Origin of the sequence: Petrimonas sulfuriphila (assembly GCA_038561985.1) — a bacterium.
GTDB lineage: Bacteria > Bacteroidota > Bacteroidia > Bacteroidales > Dysgonomonadaceae > Petrimonas > Petrimonas sulfuriphila.
Genome location: CP073276.1, coordinates 2,025,796 through 2,045,327 on the forward strand (window position 1 = coordinate 2,025,796; position 19,532 = coordinate 2,045,327).

Consider the following 19,532-nt stretch of genomic DNA (forward strand, 5'->3'; position numbering starts at 1 on the left):
TCTAAAATGCAACATAGGTGACAAAAATAATTATAATCTTACGAATAACCCGCTTTTTAGCCATTTTTTTTATTAGAAAAAATAAAATTGCAATCTTTGCTTGGCAATCAGTGAGTTATTGGTTGAATAGCAACGGTAAGAATTCCGATAAGTAAACTCTCCAGTTTCGCCAGGTGTGTCCGCCTTCCGATTCCCGGTAGGCATATTTGAAATTTATTCCGTCGAGTTTTTTCCGAAAGTCAGTATTTGCCTGATACAAAAAATCGTCTTTCCCGATACCTATCCAGTAAAGTTTATAACCGTTCTGTTTCTGTTTTAACAGTGTATCCTCTATATTTTTATACACGCTGGATTTCGCATTTTCGTTAGGCATAATAGCTGCAGAAAATAAACCCACGTAATCGAAACTGTTGGGATAATACCGTGAAATATGAAAAGAATGAAAACCTCCCATGGAAAGTCCGGCAATAGCACGCCCGGATTTGTTCCGGACAGTGCGGTAATTTTTATCTACGAAGTTGATGATATCGATAAATGTCTCTTCGTATTTTCCGTCCATCGTGTTTGGTAACCTGAAAGTTGGTTTGTAAAACCCTTCGCTCGATTCACCCGGCGCAGCCTCCTGGGCTACGTTTCCGTTCGGCATAACGATAATCATCGGTTTGGCCTTGCCTTCGGCAATCAGGTTGTCTATAATCTGGGTCGCGCGTCCAAGCGTTGGCCACGCTTCTTCATCGCCACCCATGCCATGAAGCAGATACAAAACAGGATAGGATGTGTTACCCGATTCATAACCGGGAGGAGTGTAAATGGTTATTCGTCTGTCAGTCTTGTTGCCCGGAGATTCATACCATCTCTTGGCTACCGTGCCGTGAGGGACATTATTCACTTTATATATATCGGCTTGTCCACCACCAACCAGCAGAACATTTAGTGTGCTTGCTACATCGCGACGGTAATGCACGTTATTGGGATCGTTCATTTGTAACCCGTTTGCCGTAAAGGCATACGTGTATAATTCCGAAGGAAGCGTACGGGTTGTAAATGACCAAACGCCATCGGCGTCTTTTGTCATTTTATTGTGGCCTTGTGCAAAATCACCCGTTACCGACACACTGTCGGCCAAGGGAGCGAGTAAACGAAACGTTACGGAATTGTCGGCGTGGATTTCGGGGGAAATAATTTCCTTTCGTTGTCCGAAGCCAAGGTTTTCCTGTGCTTGCATCATGATGCTGGTGGAGAATACGAGCAGAGTAAAAAAGATTTTTTTGTACATAGGTTTTCAGGTTTACGATTGAGTGTATATTTGCAATTGTCAGATCTGTATTGCAAATATAGTTTTTATTTTGAAATATCGGGTATCGAGAGGGTTAATATCGATAAACAGCATCTTTGTGCCGATGGACCAAAAAAAAGAGACGCATTCAATGCGTCTCTTGGATAAATTGTTACTTCAGTGGTTTTATCCGGATGTTTCGGAATTTTACCAAGGAGCCGTGCCCCAGGAAACCAATATGTCCGGTTTTATTCAATAACCCGGGATGATCCCGTTTATCAATCGTCCCGTTTTTGGAGGCTTCGCGGATGTTTCCGTCCAGGATAGTTGTACCGTTAAGAATAACTTTGATGCGATCGCCATCGGCAATTACTTCCTGATAGTTCCACTCGCCTACAGGCTTCAGGTAACCGCGTTTAGCAGGAATAACGCCATAAACCGAACCGTGATACTGGTAGATTTGGAGATTTTTGTAGACCGGGGCATCGTTATCAAGAATCTGTAATTCCATTCCTCCATATGCGGCATCGCCTTCTAGCGGCGCGCGGATGCCTAATCCGTTGTTGGCACCCGGTGTGAGCATAAATTCGAAACGAAATATAAAATTATCGAATTGTTCTTTGGTGTAAAGGTTGCCGCCAAAATTTTGGCTGGGATACAGCACGATGTTTCCACTTTCCACCACGTAGTCTTTTTTGTTTCCTGTCCATTCGTTGAGGTTAGTACCGTCGAAGAGTACCCGAAAACCTTCTTTCTTTTCGTCAGCAGGAAGCTGGAAAGGTTCGGGGCGTTCAATTTCTTTAATAAATATATCGCGATAAGCCACCTTGCTGCCGTGTGCCTGCAACTCAATCTGTTCCGTCGGGAAGATGGGTTGACTCCTGTTCCAGTAGTTTTCCAACACTACATTGTCAGTAACCAGTTCATCGTTAAGCCACACCGACACCCTTTCACCAATCATCTTGATTCGGAATGTATTCCATTCACCTACTTTCTGGTCAGCAACTTTTAGCGGTTTGCTCGGATTCTGCTGGTTGTTGTACAATCCACCTGATCCAACCTGTGCTCCTACATTTACACGGGCGGTGTCCCAGATCTGAACCTGTGGCGTGCCGCGAAGGTAGATCCCTGCATCAGGTTCCGGCCCGGGATAAAGCTTCCAGTCAACCAGCATTTCGAAATCTCCGTATTGTTTGTTGGTACAGAGGTTGTCCCCTTTTCCGGTGAAGAGCAGTTCACCGTTTTCGATGACCCAGCCCGTTTTTGCTGCTGCGTCGGCTTTTACCTGGGCTGCAGCGAGTTCTTTTGGCGTCATTTTCGCGCGTTTGATGGGATTCTCTACCAAGCCTTTCCATCCGTCCAGGTTTTTACCGTTGAAGATGGACACAAAACCTCCGTCTTGAGGATTTTCGTCCAGGTATTTTTTTATGGACTCACGTTGATAGCCAGCATCTGGATTTTTCAATGTTTTACTCACTTTCTGGAGTATTCCGGTGGTTACAACACCCGCAAAAGCCGGATTATTTGTGGCGATGTTCATGGCAGCCAATGCGGCATTTTCGCTCAATGCCACATTATCCATATACGGGGCTACGAAAAGCATAGCCTGATATTGTCCGGTGTTTCCCAACAGGCGGAGAATGTCGTTTTTCTGTTTCTCGGTCTGTGCAAACTGCATCACTTCACGGAGATACAGGTATTTTATGGCTCCTGTTTCATTTGATTTATTGATGGTAGCAACGATTGCATCCGTTACTTTGCTCAATTCATTTTTGTTCTTACTGTTTCTGGCTATATCCAGCATCGGGTAAATGGAGTTGAACGATTTCCAATTGGTCAGTGCATCAAAAGCGGCATTTTTATTGGCCCCGGTTTCGGTATTGTAGGCCTTGGTAATCATCTCCATTGCTTTTTGAGACCCGCTGTTTGCCAGTGCAGTATAGTAAAGGTGCTTGTTTACAGACTTGTTCATCCGGTCCGATACCAGCTTCATTTGTTCGTTGGCCGGAAGATACGACAGGGCTGCGTTTACAGCTTGTTGAAGAGCGGGAACATTGGCAGCATCCGATTGTTCGAGCAATGTGAACAAGTCGGGCAGGTTTTTATCCGTAGAAACGTATTGAAGCGTATTGGCTGCTTCTGTTTTTTACGTTTTCGTTACCAGTGAACATTTGGTTATAAACCAGGTTATACTGACTTTCCATTTTCCGGTTGGCAATAAGCTGTAGGATAGCTTTTTTTCCCGACATCCCCGCTTTCGTTGAAAACCGATGCAAGTGTATAGGAGATATCACCCTTGTATGTTGATAAAGCATCTTTGGCGAGCAACACCGTTTCATCGTCCTGGCTTTTCAATAGTCCGGCTAATACAAGCATCGCTTTGTTCGTTTCCAATTTTTGCCAAGGAAGAAATGGCCGCTTTCTGTACCATTTTATTACCGGATGTAGCGAAATTGGCAAGCATATTAGCTGTATTCGCTACTTTCTTATCGCCCAACCAGTAAATGATGGCGGTTTGTTTCTCTGCAGAAGCTTTTGGACTTAGTTCCTTCATAATCCTTTCAACCGCTTTTCGGTCGTTGTTGAAAGGATAGGCGTTAAGCAAACGGGCCAGGTAAGCGATATCCCCGTCTTTCAGTGCACTGTTGAGGAGTTTATTTTTGTCCGTCGAAGGAATTGCCAGTAAAAGCCCGGCTGCAGCCACTTTCAGATCGGAACGGTTTTGCTTTATGGCAAAGTTGAGCAACCCATTTGCCTCCTTTTCCACCAACTTAACGTCGGTGTGAGTTAATCTTTTTAAAAGAGAAAGGTAGGATGCCGTAGCATTGTTGTTAAGCTGATAGGAATAATTGACTTTTTGTGCGGCATTTTTCAGTGGGATAAGGGCATTGCGGCTTCCCAGGCTTCCTAAAGCCGTAAGCAATGCGTTGCTGAGTTCTGCTGAGGGATTTTGTGACAGTGTTGAGAGCAGTGCGGGTTCGGCTTGGCTGTATCCGGTCTGAGTTAGTGCGTTCACAATATTGAACTTTACAGCATCCGGGGCGTTACCCGAAAGTGCTGCAACGATGGCTTGATTTGCCTTCTCACTTCCGATGGAAGCCAATGCCTGTACAGCCGGAGCTGAAAGGTGCGAATCCTTCAGAAAAGCAGATAAAGTTTCCACATTGTTGTCAGTTCCTATTTGTCCAAGCTGGCGGATAACAAAAGCTTTTACTTCATTATCTAGCGATTGGTTCAATGCTTTTCCGAAAGCATTTGCCGCAAGGGCCCGTTTGGCATCATCGTTTGCAACAAAGTTTGTCCATCCGCTGATGGCATAGTCCAATGCTTCGTTGCTCCGGTTGCCCGGAGGGTTCATTCGTCCGATCAAGTCCAGTAAACCCTGTTCTCCCGTGGAAACCAGATCGGTCATCGTCCGGTTATATTGAGTTTGATTATCGGCCGGAAGTTGTGCCAGTGCATCCGCAATAATGGTGGCACTTGTTCTGCCCTGCGGCAGTTGAGCCATTAATGCACCCGTTGCGAGCAGAATGGCTGTTAAAATGGATAGGTATTTTTTCATTGTTGTTTAATTTAATTGTTTTATAAGATTGACAAAGATTGGTAAAGATGGATGGCGGGCTGCCTATGTTTCAATCTTATTCAATCTAGTTCGACCTTGTTCAATCTAAATACTCCACGGCGCACGCATTGGCTGATCGGATAAGCGATTGGCTTCCTCGTCGTTCACAAAAATCTCTTTCACCGGATCGTATTCGATTGTTCTGTTTAACCGGAGTGCTACGGCACCCATGTTCACGATAGTAGCTGAACGGTGTCCGTTCAATTCGTTCAAAGCGAATTTCTGTCGGTTACGTATGGATTCGATGAAATTGGTATTTTGTTCCGTCGGTTCGGGAAAATCGGCCAGTTTCTTCTGCCAGTCAGGTATGTCGCAGACAAAGTTTCTGTAGACATTTCCGTTTGGCCCGGCAATATAGGGTGTGTTTGGCTCACCGTAGTCTCCTCCCCACAGAACAATCTGGCAGCCGTCGTCATAGGTGTATGTGATGGAGCGCCATGTGCCCACTGCGTCGGGATGTTGTTGAGGAGCATCCACTTCTACTTTTACCGGACTTGTATTGTCTTTCCCTAGCAAGTACTGAACCGGATCAATATAGTGTTGACCCATATCACCCAGGCCACCGCCATCGTAATCCCAGTATCCGCGGAATGTCCCGTGCACGCGATGTGCATTATAAGGTTTGTAGGGAGCCGGGCCTAACCACATGTCGTAATCGAGTTCTTCGGGAATGGGTTGCGGTTCAAGATGTGTTTTTCCTACCCAGAAGAATTTCCAGTCAAAGCCGGTGTGTTTGCTGATGGTAACTTTCAATGGCCAGCCGAGAAGTCCGCTGTCAACAAGCTTTTTGAGTGGCTTTACCGGTGTGCCCAGTCCATAAAACGGGTCTTTGAACCGGAACCATGTATTCAACCTGAATATATTTCCGTATTGCTGAATGGCTTCAACAACTCGTTTGCTTTCGCCGATAGTCCTGGTCATCGGCTTTTCGCAGAAAATGTCTTTTCCTGCTTTGGCAGCTTCTACCGACATGATCCCGTGCCAGTGAGGCGGGGTCGCAATATGCACAATATCCACATTTTTGTCGAGGATAAGCTCGCGAAAGTCATGATAGAGGCTGATGTTGTCTTTTACCAGGGCTGCGGCCTGGTTAAGGTGGTTCTTATCAACATCGCACATGGCTACAACGCGCGTCTTGTCATAAGGAATGTGTCCGCGACCCATTCCGCCTACGCCGATAATGCCTTTTGTCAGTTCATCGCTGGGTGCGACAAACCCTTTCCCCAATACATTCCGGGGAACCACAGTGAGGAGCGTTACTCCACCGAGGGTTTTTAAAAATTGTCTTCTGGAGGTCATAAATTAAGTTATAATGTATAATAAAATTAAATTTTGTAAATATACTCAATTTTTGAATATGTTCATCTTTTTGTCGTGACTTGTTAAATACTTTTATTTTCTTTTCAGTTTTTCTGACTAATTTCAGTCCCAGACAACGGCATCGTTTGTCTTTATTCCGTGAGCAGGAAACGGATTTTTTTCATCAAATGGGTACAGTGATTCAATATCTTCAATGACGATATTCTGTTCAATTAACGACCCATCCGGATTAACCGCTTTCGTAACGTCTAATCCCAAGTGTTTAGCTAAAAAAGGATAAACCGCGACTCGTTTGTTGTAATCGTAACCGTGTTTGTCGGCAGGCAAATGGGTATTTTCAACGGTTTCGAACTCGTTAAAAAGTCCGTAAATATACTGAAGGTGAGGATATTCAACAAAGGGAGTGTTTTTCGTCCAGTCATCACCGTCAGAAACCACTAACATCGGTCGAGGAGCAGCACAGGCCGCTATTTCTACATTATTGGTTTGGAAATTATCTGTTTTGTGAATTTGCATACCGCTTTCACAAACACATCCGCCAAAAAAATGGGCAGAGACCTGAACTACGGGGACAGAAACAGCAATTCTGTCATCGACAGCCGTAAGTAAGAATGCCTGCGTGCCGCCACCCGAAGCTCCGGTGATGGCAATCCTTTCCGGGTCGACACCGAGGGAAAGTAAAAAATCGATACTTCGAATGCTGTTCCAGAGTTGTAATTTCAATGATTCCGGGTGTTTGTGTATCCATCTATGCTCCTGAGCCAGTTGTCCATACCCGACCATGTCATACGCAAAAACCATTGCGCCCGTCCTGGCCATAGCTGCAAACCGTTTTTGCGCGTCAGGACGATACCGGCCGTAATCATCAAGCTCTGCCCAGTGTCCGTGCGTATTGAGAATTCCCGGTAAATTTTTAACAGCGTTTACCGGTGTATAAAGGCTTCCGGTGACATATACTCCGGGCAGGCTTTCAAAGGCTACATTTTGTACCTGGTAATCCTCGTAAGTCCGTTTATCTCCGAAAATAGGATTAAGAGGGCATTTTTTAGGAAATTTTTCCAACCCCGTTCCTTTCAGGATTTGTTTTCTTATTTGCTCCGAGCGTCTTTTCCAATCCTCGACGGTGGTGTATTCTCTCCGTTGTTTCTCAAGAAATTCTTTTCCTTCTGCCTCGTTCCAATAGTATCCAACGCAAAGCATGGTAGAATCCGTTTGGGCTACGTTTGCGCTATTTTTTTTCTCTTTGGATGTGCAGGAATTTACAGCAAGAAGTCCTGGCAGCATGAATAATAATAAAAATCTTTGAAGAAGGTCTGTTTTCATTTTCAATAAATAATGATGGAAATATTATTATCTTCGTAAGAAATCGACGATTTCAGGCTGCCTGATTTTCTCGGGTTGTTGCTTGTTTTTTACTTCGAAGATTTTCACCGAGGTATGTGGTAAAAAAGCAAACAAATCTTTCCAATCATAGGAACCAATGCTCCCCGGAACAATAGAGAAAGCGAGGAGAGGATCGTAAAATTTCGTTTCTAAAAAATAGCTGCTCGGAGGCGGCGGATCCAGCACAGCAATCTTCTTGAAGGTGTTATTAAATATTGCATGGATCAAAGATGGAAAAATTAATGTGCCTTCTGCTACAGCATTCAGGGTTGCGTCGTTAAAATTGTCGTTACTCTCAATAAATTGCATCAACAAATCAATCGATTCGGCTTGAATCCCCGGAATGCTTTTTCCTATTAAATTAGCGATGAAGATATAGTTAAACGGAACTCCTTGTACAAAACCGTCGCCTTTGAACCCGGGGTCATATAATTCGCCAATTCCCGGTAAATCCGCTGAAACTACAACATTGCCTGCGTTCAGTATATTCATCAGCGTAGCTTCTCCCAGGAGTTTCTCTTTTCCCGAAGGATGGTTCCATACCACTACATTCTGTGTTTTCTGGCCCTCCTTTTTAATTATATATACGGGAAGGGCATAGTCGTTCTTATCGTTTTCAATAAAGTACTTTTCTATAACGGTCTCCCCTTTTGAGAATTTACCGGTAAAAACTGCGGCTGTAAATTTTCTATGAAAATTAATGCCTGCCGTGGTTTTAATTTTATTTTTCACAGAGTTTTGTGGTAAGTTCCTGACTGAATAATACCGTTGATTCAATTCAAAAACAGTGTTGCCTTTTAATGAGCTGGCAACTTGTCCCGTAGGCGTTGCCCAGAGCTCCTCGTCTTTAAAGAGGTTTACTTCATGGTCCGTTGGATCTCCCGGCAGGTTTAAGGATTTCATGAAAAATGAGTTAACCGCCTCCCTGTTTTTTTTTGTTGATTGATGCCCTCCCATATCTTCTGTGAACTGAATGTTGTCTGCAACACCCAGTGCGTTGTAGGATTTCTTTAACTCTTCGAAAGTTTCCCGGGCTCCTTGTTGACTAAAAAAATCGTGTGTAGTGGTTACAATCAATGTGGGCTTGGGCGAACGCATATGCAACAAATCGGGAATATCCATTCCCTTTTTGATCGACATATAAGGATTCTGTTCTGCGTCCTGAGGGCCAATTGATTGTAACAGCCTCTTGAATGTAGTAATGTAGCATTCGGGGGCGGCAGCGTGTATTCGTTCATCGTAAGCAGCTATCAATGCCGTTTGCGTGCCTCCTCCCGAGCGCCCGGTGATGCCTATCCGATTCATATCCACCTCTTTTCTGGTTTCAAGAAAGTCAATAACCCGTACGCCGTCCCAAATGAAATAGTCTGAAATTGAAGATCCTGTCAATAAGGTTTGGATTCCGGCGTAGGAATGCTCGGTAGTTGGCCCTCCAATTTTAGATCCTCCCGTAGTTTCATCCATGTATTGCAACCTTTCACCCTGACCGATAGGATCAAAGGCAAAAACAATAAACCCTTTTTCTACGAAGTTAATAATTGAGCGTTGGTAACCTTCGCTGCGAAATCCATTGTCCGAATGTCCGGAACAATAGATGATGGCGGGAGCAGGGTCCTGTCTTTCCTTCGGGACAAACAGACATCCCGTCACGTAAAATCCGGGATGTGACTCGAAAATAATCTTTTCCACCGTAAATTTTTCTCTTTCCAGCTGACCGGTTATTCGTGTATTCAATGGCGTTTTTTTAAATTTCGTCAGTGAAGCCCTATACTCTTGCTTCAGCGTTTGTTGATAGTCAATCCAATTCACTTTTGTCTGAATGGCTGAAACGTATGCTGAACGTTTATCGAGCTGCTCTGCGGCTTCATTATACAGTATCCGGTACAACGCCCTGAAGTTCTCCTGATAGATCATCCACTTTCTTTCCCCTTGATTGTTAGCAAATACGGATGGAAGTACGTCCTGGGAGTAACTGTAATGACTAACAAAGCAGATTAAAAAAAACAGGGACAGTTTGTGCTTCATGATTTCTGATAACAGTTGTTTAGGACAAAAGAGCAGCTGAATAATTGTCTATAAACAGCCAAATAGCTTTATGTTCTTTCAGGATGGATGATGGAACGGATGGATCGACAGGACTTTCAATCGTTTTTTTTACAGCAAGAGCTTTGCGCCCATCGGGTACGCTGCAAATAATTGCTTCCGATTTCATGATTTGATTCACAGACATGCTGATTGCCTGCACAGGTACATCGTCGAGAGTAGGAAACCAACCTTCGCCCAGCTGTTGCAGCCGGCAATCCTTGTCTAGGCGAACCACGATATAGGGCTCTTCGGTTTCAAAATCGGCAGGTGGATCGTTGAAAGCAATGTGACTGTTCTCGCCGATCCCGATAAATGCAACATCAATTGTTGCCTCACGAATCAATTCACCGAGTCTGTTGCACTCTTCCAAAGGGTCAACCTCACCGTTTACATAGTTGAACTTTTTCAGCGGAACGATATGTGCAAATCTTTCTTTCAGGTATTTGCGGAAAGAAGCCGGATGAGTATCCTGAATTCCAATGTACTCATCCAAATGAAATGTCGTTACGTTGTGCCAGTCGACCTTTTCGTTTACAAGGTGGGCTAACATCTCGAACTGTGAGGCTCCAGTGGCAACTATTATGTTGGCTTCCCCCTTTTCCTGAATAGCTTTTTGAATGAGCTGTGCTCCTAGTTTTGCTGCTTCTTTACCCAGTTCTTGCTTATTTTTACTAATGATAATTTCCATCTCTTCTTTTCGTATGTGGAGCATACTCACCTGTTCGCTATGACCTGCCTCAAGTTATTTATTCCCAAATTAATCCAATTCGATAATTTGTATATTCCTGAAATGGATCTCAGAGCCTTCTGCTTCCAGACATATATATCCTTTTCTTTGTGAGGAATTAGTGATCCCGTTTACAAACTTACCATTAACAGATAATTTAATGTTCCCGTCAACACACACTACCTCATAAGTATTCCATTCTTTTGTCCCTTTTACCCTGTTTTCTATCGACTTACTCCTTTTGCCCCGTGGATTTTCAGGGATGATTTCGACTCCTCCAACGCCGAATAATTCACCGTGTACATAAGCGATAGGTGGCACTACTCCATCGCGGGTATTGAGCCTGATCCATTCCAGATCCAACATTTGTACTTCCACACCGTCCGGTAGTCGGTTTTCACCCGGTTGAGCTTTACTCCAGACAAATGTGCCTGAATTTCCACCCGGCGCACGATGGCTCCATTCAATGTGCATAATAAAGTTTTCGTACTCTTTTTCGCTTCGGATTACTCCAATGGGCAATCCGGTGCATTTCAGAGTTTCCCCACTAACCCTCCAGGAATCTGCTTCGGTATTAACCTGATACCATTTTACCGGCTTGGCGTTTTTAAGCTTTCCTGAAAGGACATCCTTCATGTGTATAGATTTGCCAAATGTTGCCACTAATTCCTGTGAAGAAGTACGGCTGGTTTTTAATAAGAATACAGAGAGGATAATGCTGATTAATATGACCTGTTTTTTCATGTTTGAAAATTTAAATTATGCTGATAATTTTACTCAACCAATTTGTCTGGTCGGGCTATTTTATCCGCCCATTCCAAGAAACCAACTGAATAGACCCAAGTTGACTGAGTTTAATCCGGTAGGAATTGAAATATGTTCGTAATTAACACATACAAAACTTAAATTGAATATTCGGAATTGCCGGTTTACATAAGCGCACTAGGAGAACTTGTTAGAAACTCATCCTGCGATCTATCATTGTAAAACCAGGCTATTCCGAATATTCTATAACGATTGGTCAATGAGCAAATTTCAAGCCGTTTAATTTGTTCCAGTCACCACGGGTGAAATCGGGGATTTTTACAGGCATTCCTCCGTTTAATACAGATTGTTCGCTTAACTCAACCAGACAGGACCATTCTGCTGCATCATAAACATCCTGATCGAGAGGTAATCCGTTCCTTAGGCAATAGATCAGCCGGTAATCCATGATGAAGTCCATACCGCCGTGACCACCTACCTTTTTGGCAAATTCTCCGATTTCTTTTATGAACGGGTGTTCGTATTGAGTCATCAGCGAGTCAATTTGTGTCTCCGTGAGAAAACTGTGGGCGTTCGGTTCCAGTGCGATCAACCCGGTTGGGTATTTCTGAAAAAAGCCTTTTGTTCCGCTAATGGTGTGTAGCCTGCTGTAGGGCCGGGGACTTGTAACGTCGTGCTGTATCATTATTGTCCGCCCTTTTTCGGTTTTTATAACGGTTGTATTCATATCACCGAGCTTATACTCCTGCTTTGCCTGAGCCGAATTTTCACCGAACTTCTCCTTGGCGTATTCCGTCATTCCAAACTGATTGGAAGAGACAGAAACCAAATAATTCATTTTGTCTCCCCTGTGGATGTCCATCACCTGGCATACAGGGCCGAGCCCGTGTGTGGGGTAGGGATTACCTGTGTGCGCCGTGTTAAACTTCAATCTCCACATGTCCCAATAAGCGCCGGAACGGAAGTTGCTCTCCCTTAAGTCATGAATATAAGCGCCTTCTCCGTGAACAATATCCCCGAAAAGTCCTTGCTGAGCCATATTTAACGTGTTCAACTCAAAGAAGTCGTAACAGGTGTTTTCAAGCATCATGCAATGGCGGCGAGTTTTTTCGGCAGTGTTTACCAGTTGCCAGCACTCTTCAATTGTTGTTGCTGCAGGAACCTCTATGGCAACGTGTTTCCCTTGCTGCATGGCATATACAGCCATGGGTGTATGGTGGAGCCAGTCGGTACAAATATAGATCAGGTCGATGTCCTTCCGCCGGCATAATTCTTTCCATGCGTCTTCCCCCGTGTATTCGTCAGCAGGCTTAAGTCCTCTTTTTGCCAACGTATTTTGCGATCTTTTCACCTTATCTGCATCTAAATCGCACAGGGCTTTTATCTCCACACCTTCGATAAATGTGTATCTCCCAACTGCACCGGTACCCCGATTACCTAATCCGATAAACCCCACCCTGACGGTAGGAATGGGATCCACAGCTAACTGCAGTACACTCTTTTGTCCTTTTTCACGCGGAGGTTCCGTGTTCTGTGTCTGCCCGGATGGCTGAGCAAAACCGCTCACCGTGAAAATCAGGGCTAAAAACAATATATTGAAATGTTTCATACGTTTTTTTTTATTCTTTTCCGGGCACACCTGCCACCGGGATAATTTCAGGAATGTTTTCAACAGGCCCCATTACGTAGGTTTTGGGCCCCAGGTAAAGATCGGCGTTCAGTACTTCATCCCACGTGATGTCTTTTCCGGTATAAGCCGCCATACGACCCATGATGGTGACCAAGGATGAATAAGCCTGATCTTCGCCGTCGTTAATTGTATTTCCGCTTCGAATGGCCGTAACCAGGTTGATGTGTTCCTGGACGAACGGATTCGTCACTTTCCACTCCGATTGAGTGTCGGTTTCTTCAGGATGCGGATATTCCCAGATAATGTTTCCGTTCAGGTCATACAATTTCCCGGAAGCATCTGCGTAGCCGTTGGTGCAGTTGATTTGTTCTACTTTTTCGTTGGTACAGCCATCAATCTGTCTGGCAGCACAATGCGTACGCATACCGTTGTCGTACAAGTACTCGATGCTGAAGAAATCATACTGGTCGCCGGTTACCCTTCTTTGGCGCCCGCCCCAACCGGTTGCCTTAACGGGATTTTTACCCAAATACCAGTTCATAACGTCCACTTCGTGGATAAATTGTTCGGTTATGTGGTCGCCCGAAAGCCAGCAGAAGTTTACCCAGTTTCGCAGCATATATTCCATGTCTGTCCATTCCGGCTTTCTGGTGCGGAACCATAATGCCCCTCCGTTCCGGATGATGTTTGCTCCCACAATATCGCCGATCTCGCCATTGAGAACCCTTCTTCTGGTTTCCATGTAATCCTTTTGAGAACGACGGATGGTTCCGCTGACAATGTTCAGGTTCAAGGTTTTTGCTCTTTTGACGGCTGCCAATACCTTTCTGACCCCAAACGGATCAACGGCTATCGGTTTTTCCATGAAAATATGCTTTTGAGCATTCACAGCGGCCTCAACATGGGCCGGACGAAAATGGGGTGGGGTACAAAGCAAAACCATATCCACACCGGAATCGATTACCTTTTCGTAACTGTCAAACCCGAGAAAACAGTTCTCATCAGGGATTTCAACGTTCCGTTCTTTTTTCAAAATCTCCCTGCAACTGTCCAGCTTGTCCTGGAAAACATCCCCCAGCGCGACAATCTGAAGGTTTGGACCTGCGTTCAAGAAGTCCATGGCGGCACCGGTCCCGCGACCTCCACATCCAATTAATCCGGCTTTAATTACCTTTCCGTCGGGAGCCTGCTCCAGTAGCTTGGGCAGCGTCAGCTCACCTTTTTTGGATTTATCGGTCGAGCAGGAACTCAACATTGGAATTCCTCCCATCATCCCTACTGTTCCGGCCACAACCGAACTTTTTAAAAAACTTCTTCTCGATAATGAATCTTTGTTTCTCATATTATATCAATTATTTGTTAGATAGTTTGGTCAAACTTTTGCTTATATTGACTTTTACAAGTACGATATAATTTCATCCATTTGAGCGGAGATCTGCTTCAGGTGATTCCTGTCTCCTCCGTTAACCTCTGCTGTTAACCAGCCTCCCTGATGATTTATCTCTCTGACGGCTTTCATTACCACCGGCCAATTGTTGTCGCCTTTCAGTAAATCAACATTGAAACCTTCCCACAACCCTTTTGAGTTCATAAGTTCCCGACTGAATTCTTTGATGTGAAGTTTCATGATGCGGGAGTTAAGTGTCTTGATCCAATGTTCGGGCCAGCCGTACCGCAAAACGTTCCCGATATCAAAATACCAACCCACCAGGGGGTGATTTATTTCATCGATAAATCTTTTTGCTTCAACAGGGCTTATAAGGAAATTGTTCCAGACGTTCTCCACTGCAATTTGCATCCCTGTTTTTTCTGCGTAAGGGATCAATTCCCGAATTGACTGTTGGGAGGTAATGTATGCCTGCTCGTAAGATACCTTCTCGTTTACTACACCCGGCACGACTAAAACCGTGTCTCCACCCATCTCTTTCACCTCCTGCAAAGATTTTATAACAGAGTCGATACACTTTTTCCTCACCGCAGGGTCGGGATCAGAAAGAGGTGAGCTCCAGTGGTCCTTGTTTACAACCGTAGGAAGTTCAATCCCTGATTTCGATTTTGCGTCAAGTATTTCTGACATATTGAAGTCGACAGGGCTGTTTAGTTCTACACCGTCAAAGCCCAACTCTTTGACCAGTTTGAATTTATCGGTTAACGATAGTTCTTCTTTGATCATTCCAAGCCCCAAACTCTTTTTTAAGGTGACTTTTTTCTTCGGCTTACTTTGCGAAACGGATGCAGATGCAAATGGCGTTACGGCTGCTGCTCCGGCTATGGCTGCAGCAGATTTAATGAAATCTTTCCTGTTCATTAGAATTTATGTTTTATAAAGTTATTCCGGTTAGAATGGATACTACAAACGGGTACTTTACTAAAAAGAGCAATAAAGGTAAGTATTATTTTGCAGATGAGTTACAATCGAAATAAATAATTGCATATTTTTGATTATAACAACCCTGATCTTCCATCCATGTCGTTTTTGTTTTCGGGATAAAGGGGAAGCTTTATGGGTAAATTATCGCGGGTGGAGCGATAAATAGCCGTGAACAGTTCCACTGTCCTGCGTCCGTCCTCTCCGGTAACCAGGGGATCCCGGTTTTCGTCCAGGGCAAATAAAAAATCTTCTATTTGACGCTCCATGTAATGGGTCATCGGATCGATGCTGCTAAAATGCCGGACATCTTCCATTTTCCATTTCTCCGCCAGCTCTTCTTCTCCGGGAATAGTCCAGAGGTCGTTTACCGGGGGTTCCAGAATCCCTTTCATCCCTGCAATAAACATGGCGCCACCATCGGTCTGGACACCCGCGGATGCGCCGTTTTCACCGTGCACATGTACTTTTCCGTAAATTCCGGGTTTTTGCGAGTTGCTCACGATAACATTTCCTATTCCTCCGTTCCTGAATTTTATTACAGCCAATGCGGTATCCTCCACCTCGATATAAGGATGATTCAGGTTTCTCCAGATGCCGTAAACTTCTTCCACCTCTCCCATAAACCAAAGCAGGATATCCAATTGGTGTGGCGCTTGATTTACCAGGACTCCTCCTCCTTCCGTTTTCCAGTTTCCCCGCCATTTATCGGCATCGTAATAGCTTTTGTCTCTCCAGCCCAGCATGTTAACGGTACCCAATACCGGTTTACCTATCTTGCCGGCCTCAATGGCTTTTTTCACCCTCAATACGGGCTCATACCACCTGCGTTGACTGACTACTCCAAGCTTGACTCCCGCCTTTTTACAGGTTGAAATAATTTTGTCAGCATCTTCCAGAGTCGATGCCAGTGGTTTTTCCACCAGGATATTGGCTCCTTGCAGGGCAGCTTGTTGTGCCGGCTCCAAATGAAACGGGTGAGGAGTACAGACGACAGCCAGGTTAATTTTTTCTTTTTTAATGAGCTCCGCCACATCGGTGTAGGCGGGAACTTTGTATTGACAGGCAAAGCCGTTTGCCGTTTGTTGGGTGCGGCTCCAGACCCCGGCCAGGCGGGCATTAGGCAGATTCTGTATTGCCGAAGCATGCAGGTGGGCCACTTTCCCACATCCCAGAATTGCGATATTGTAAACAGAATTTCTCATTTCGACATTGAATTAGGGAATCAGGATCACTTTATTTATTCCGGCTTCCTTTCTGTAAAGCCGGTTAAACCATTCAGCACCCTCAGAAAGAGGTGCCACGGCCGATATCATGCCGCCAACGTCGATTTTGCCGGAAGCCATCAGTTCTAACACCGTTTCGTATTCGCCATTGATAGCGCAACTTCCCAGAAGTGAAAGTTCTGTGGTTACAATTTTTTGCAGGGGGACAGTCACCTCGGGCATCAGGTTCCCTATCAGAATTGCTTTGCCTCCTTTGCATAAACTGTTTATACACAGGTTTACAGTTTCCGAAACTCCTACTGCTTCAAAAGCCACATCTGCGTTCCGGCCTTTGGTTAGTTGTTGTATTTTCTCTGAAACGGTTTTATCGGAAGAGAGGAAAGTATGAGTCGCGCCGAAGGCCTTGGATAGTTCTAATTTTTTTTCATCCATGTCGATAGCAATGATGGGATATACACCTGCCGTCTGCAGCAGTTTTACAACAAACAGGCCAATGGTTCCCGTGCCGATAACCACGGCATTTTGTCCCAGTTGAATACCGGATACATTTACTGCATGCAGGGCTACAGCAACGGGCTCTACCATCGCGGCCTGCTCAAAGGAGACGTTGTCGGGAATCTTGTAAAGTATATGTGCCGGAACAGAAACGAGTTCGGCAAAAGCACCGTGTTTTGTATAATTCCCCGGGGAAACACCCAGGACTTTTCTATTGTTGCTGAGGTTGTAATGCCCCTGACGTGTGAACCAGTCATCGAGCGGATATATCGTGGAGTCGAAAGTAACCCTGTCACCCGCTTTCCATCCTGTGACCGCAGTGCCAACTTCCGTAATTATGCCTGCGGCTTCGTGCCCCATGACCAACGGGGGGATTCTTCTTCCGGTGCTCCCGTCCATACCGTGGATGTCGCTTCCGCAGATTCCGCAGGCTTGAACCCTTATCAATACTTCGTCGGCTTCCATATGAGGATCAGGGAAATCACGATAATTCAACTCCATGTATTTGTCTAAAACCAATGCTTTCATAAAATAATACGATAGGGATTGTAAGTAGTCTGTTAGATACTCAAAATAATTATTTCTTATTTGTTCCTCACGGGGAAAACAGCAATTCGTAGAGTGCTGCATCCGTAGGGGATAAGCTCAATGTTTTCTTCCCCGCCAACATCCTCTCCCTGTTGAGTGAAATAAGGGACCGGGCCGGCCGACCCGTTGTATTCTTTCCATCCGGGCAGTCGTAATCCAGTTGTCCTTATCGTAACGGGTGCATCTTGCAGGGTCCAGGGATAATCAGAAGCCCTGTTTTTTGTTTCAACAACAAAAGCTTTCCCAACATTTTCCTTGCTTAAGTTACGGATAGGTAAGGCATAGTTCCAGGGAGAGTCGCTGGTAACCTGGTAATACCATTTTCCGTAACGTTTGGTTTCGTGGGGCTCAGTTGTTTTCTTTTGCCAGTTTTCATTCATCTTCAGCGCATACAGAAGTGGGCCGCGTTCAACGGCCGCTCCGCCATCGTACCATCGGCTTATCGACACTTCCATGGGCAGGCGTAGAACGACCTTGTCATTGCTTTTCCAGGCACGATCGATCCTTGCGATTTCTCCTTGCCTTGTTTCTGCCGTAACCCCTTCCCCGTTTATCGTTATTACGGGGTTTTTACACCATCGGGGAATACGCAGGTGGAACGGAAATTCTATTTCTTCTTCTTCTCTGTCCGGAAAATCGAAGGTAAAGGCGATGGTTTCCTCAAAAGGATACTGTGTGGACTCTTTAACGGTGATGAGTTGTCCATTTCCCACCCTTGCCGAGACCTCCGATGGGGCGTAAACCAGTGCGGCAATGCCGTTGTCGTTGGTTGCATACCAGAGATTCTGCGTAAACTTGGGCCACCCCTGATGCATGTTGGAGGTACAGCAGGGGTATCCGGTGAGTTCACCGAAAAGGTTGTCGGTATCGTGGTGGGGAGTCACGAAGTTCCGCATGTCCCGGCTGACTTTAACCTGGTTGACCTGCTGGTAATACTGTCGAGCGTCAAAATCGTCGGTGGTTTGAGTGGGTAAGGCATTATAGGCAATTTTTTCGAGGTGGTCCGCCCATTGCACATCCCCGGTAACCTGTAGGATACTCTCCAGCGAATACATCATCTCCACTGCGGTGCAAAGCTCAGAACCTTGAACGGGATTTCCAAAACGGAGCAATTCGTCGCCTGCCCATAATCCGATGGGCAATCCGATGGTGTTGCGCATATCCCGGACAGCTTTTTTTACCGCTTCGAGCAGTTCAGGATTTTGATTCTGCTGGAAATAGATAGCCGGTTCTTTAAATCCCTGTCCGAGATTTACACAATGTAAGCTGTGCTGTCGCGATAGATGATCCTGACGGAGGAATACATCCGTCCAGTTGAATGTCTGTTCGTGAATCAGCTCACCCAACTCGAGCAAAAAAGGATCTCCCGTAATGTTGTACAACCAATAGGCCATCATCAGGTTATCTCCTCCGCGCTGTTCTCCCCAGAATGTCCAGTTACCCAACGGCGTGTTCGGCAACTCCTTCAACTGATATTTGAAATAATTTGTCATAAAGGGAATTATCCGTTTATCCCCGGTTGCGGAGTAGTATTGCTGCATTACTTTCAGCATCACCATTTTGGGCCACCAGTCGTGAGCGTTGTTTCGTTGCAGGCCTTCTTCGGGTTCCCGGTCGGTATCCGGGCCAAAGTATCCGTTTGGCTTTTGCGATGCCAACGTCCACTCAATCCAGGGCTGCACTTTCTTTTTTAATTCCGCATCGTTCATGATATAGGCGAGCGGCAAGAGTCCGTCAATCCAGTACGGCCCTCGTTCCCACACGTCTCCGTCACCGCCCAGCCATCCGTTTCTCTGTCCGGCGACCTGCGGGTAGATAGAGTCTAAATGTCCTGTCATTCCTGTCCGCATCCGGTTCAATTGTTCTTTGAGCCACCCTTGAGGGCGGATAGTTCCAACGGGCAGTTCGATATAGGTTTTACTGGCCAACGGAGCGCGGTTGCCGGGATAGTTAGGTGATAGTTCGGGTTTATTTCCTTGTGAATGAGATCCCATGGTCAGGAAGGTCAAAAAAAAGATGGTAATTAAATGTTTCATACGATTACTTT

At 45.2% G+C, this 19,532-nt stretch carries 15 protein-coding genes; all 15 read right to left on the minus strand.

The genetic code is table 11. The features are described 5' to 3' along the window. Positions 1-115: 115 nt before the first annotated feature. A complete protein-coding gene (locus tag KCV26_08405) occupies positions 116-1,276 on the minus strand; it encodes an esterase (GenBank protein ID WZX35360.1) in 1,161 nt (386 codons plus the stop codon). 172 nt (positions 1,277-1,448) lie between these two features. After that, complete coding sequence (locus KCV26_08410) at positions 1,449-3,365, minus strand: DUF1080 domain-containing protein (protein ID WZX35361.1); 1,917 nt, start codon at positions 3,363-3,365, stop codon at positions 1,449-1,451. Between the two features lie 98 nt (positions 3,366-3,463). Further along, complete coding sequence (locus KCV26_08415; protein WZX35362.1) at positions 3,464-3,652, minus strand: hypothetical protein; 189 nt, start codon at positions 3,650-3,652, stop codon at positions 3,464-3,466. Then, entirely contained in the window at positions 3,612-4,838 is a 1,227-nt protein-coding gene (locus tag KCV26_08420; protein WZX35363.1) for a HEAT repeat domain-containing protein, read from the minus strand. The genes KCV26_08415 and KCV26_08420 overlap by 41 nt, the downstream gene beginning before the upstream one ends. A 105-nt stretch (positions 4,839-4,943) precedes the next feature. Further along, positions 4,944-6,197, minus strand: a complete 1,254-nt coding sequence (locus KCV26_08425; protein ID WZX35364.1) for a Gfo/Idh/MocA family oxidoreductase — start codon at positions 6,195-6,197, stop codon at positions 4,944-4,946. A 123-nt stretch (positions 6,198-6,320) separates the two neighbouring features. After that, a complete protein-coding gene (locus KCV26_08430) occupies positions 6,321-7,541 on the minus strand; it encodes an alpha/beta hydrolase (GenBank protein WZX35365.1) in 1,221 nt (406 codons plus the stop codon). 27 nt (positions 7,542-7,568) lie between these two features. Further along, on the minus strand, positions 7,569-9,626 hold the full coding sequence (locus KCV26_08435) for an acetylxylan esterase (protein WZX35366.1): 2,058 nt from the start codon (positions 9,624-9,626) through the stop codon (positions 7,569-7,571). Between the two features lie 19 nt (positions 9,627-9,645). Then, entirely contained in the window at positions 9,646-10,374 is a 729-nt protein-coding gene (locus tag KCV26_08440; protein ID WZX35367.1) for a glucosamine-6-phosphate deaminase, read from the minus strand. A gap of 69 nt (positions 10,375-10,443) precedes the next feature. Continuing rightward, the gene (locus tag KCV26_08445; protein WZX35368.1) at positions 10,444-11,157 is read right to left on the minus strand and encodes a DUF1080 domain-containing protein; all 714 of its coding nucleotides are present in this window, start codon (positions 11,155-11,157) and stop codon (positions 10,444-10,446) included. A gap of 277 nt (positions 11,158-11,434) precedes the next feature. Next, positions 11,435-12,787, minus strand: coding sequence for a Gfo/Idh/MocA family oxidoreductase (locus tag KCV26_08450; GenBank protein WZX35369.1), 1,353 nt, complete (start codon positions 12,785-12,787; stop codon positions 11,435-11,437). A 10-nt stretch (positions 12,788-12,797) separates the two neighbouring features. After that, on the minus strand, positions 12,798-14,078 hold the full coding sequence (locus KCV26_08455) for a Gfo/Idh/MocA family oxidoreductase (GenBank protein WZX38360.1): 1,281 nt from the start codon (positions 14,076-14,078) through the stop codon (positions 12,798-12,800). Positions 14,079-14,204: 126 nt separating this feature from the next. Further along, complete coding sequence (locus KCV26_08460; protein WZX35370.1) at positions 14,205-15,116, minus strand: sugar phosphate isomerase/epimerase; 912 nt, start codon at positions 15,114-15,116, stop codon at positions 14,205-14,207. 134 nt (positions 15,117-15,250) lie between these two features. Continuing rightward, a complete protein-coding gene (locus KCV26_08465) occupies positions 15,251-16,381 on the minus strand; it encodes a Gfo/Idh/MocA family oxidoreductase (protein ID WZX35371.1) in 1,131 nt (376 codons plus the stop codon). 12 nt (positions 16,382-16,393) lie between these two features. Then, on the minus strand, positions 16,394-17,425 hold the full coding sequence (locus tag KCV26_08470; protein WZX35372.1) for a galactitol-1-phosphate 5-dehydrogenase: 1,032 nt from the start codon (positions 17,423-17,425) through the stop codon (positions 16,394-16,396). 56 nt (positions 17,426-17,481) lie between these two features. Then, positions 17,482-19,521, minus strand: a complete 2,040-nt coding sequence (locus KCV26_08475) for a glycoside hydrolase family 127 protein (GenBank protein ID WZX35373.1) — start codon at positions 19,519-19,521, stop codon at positions 17,482-17,484. Positions 19,522-19,532 lie beyond the last annotated feature (11 nt).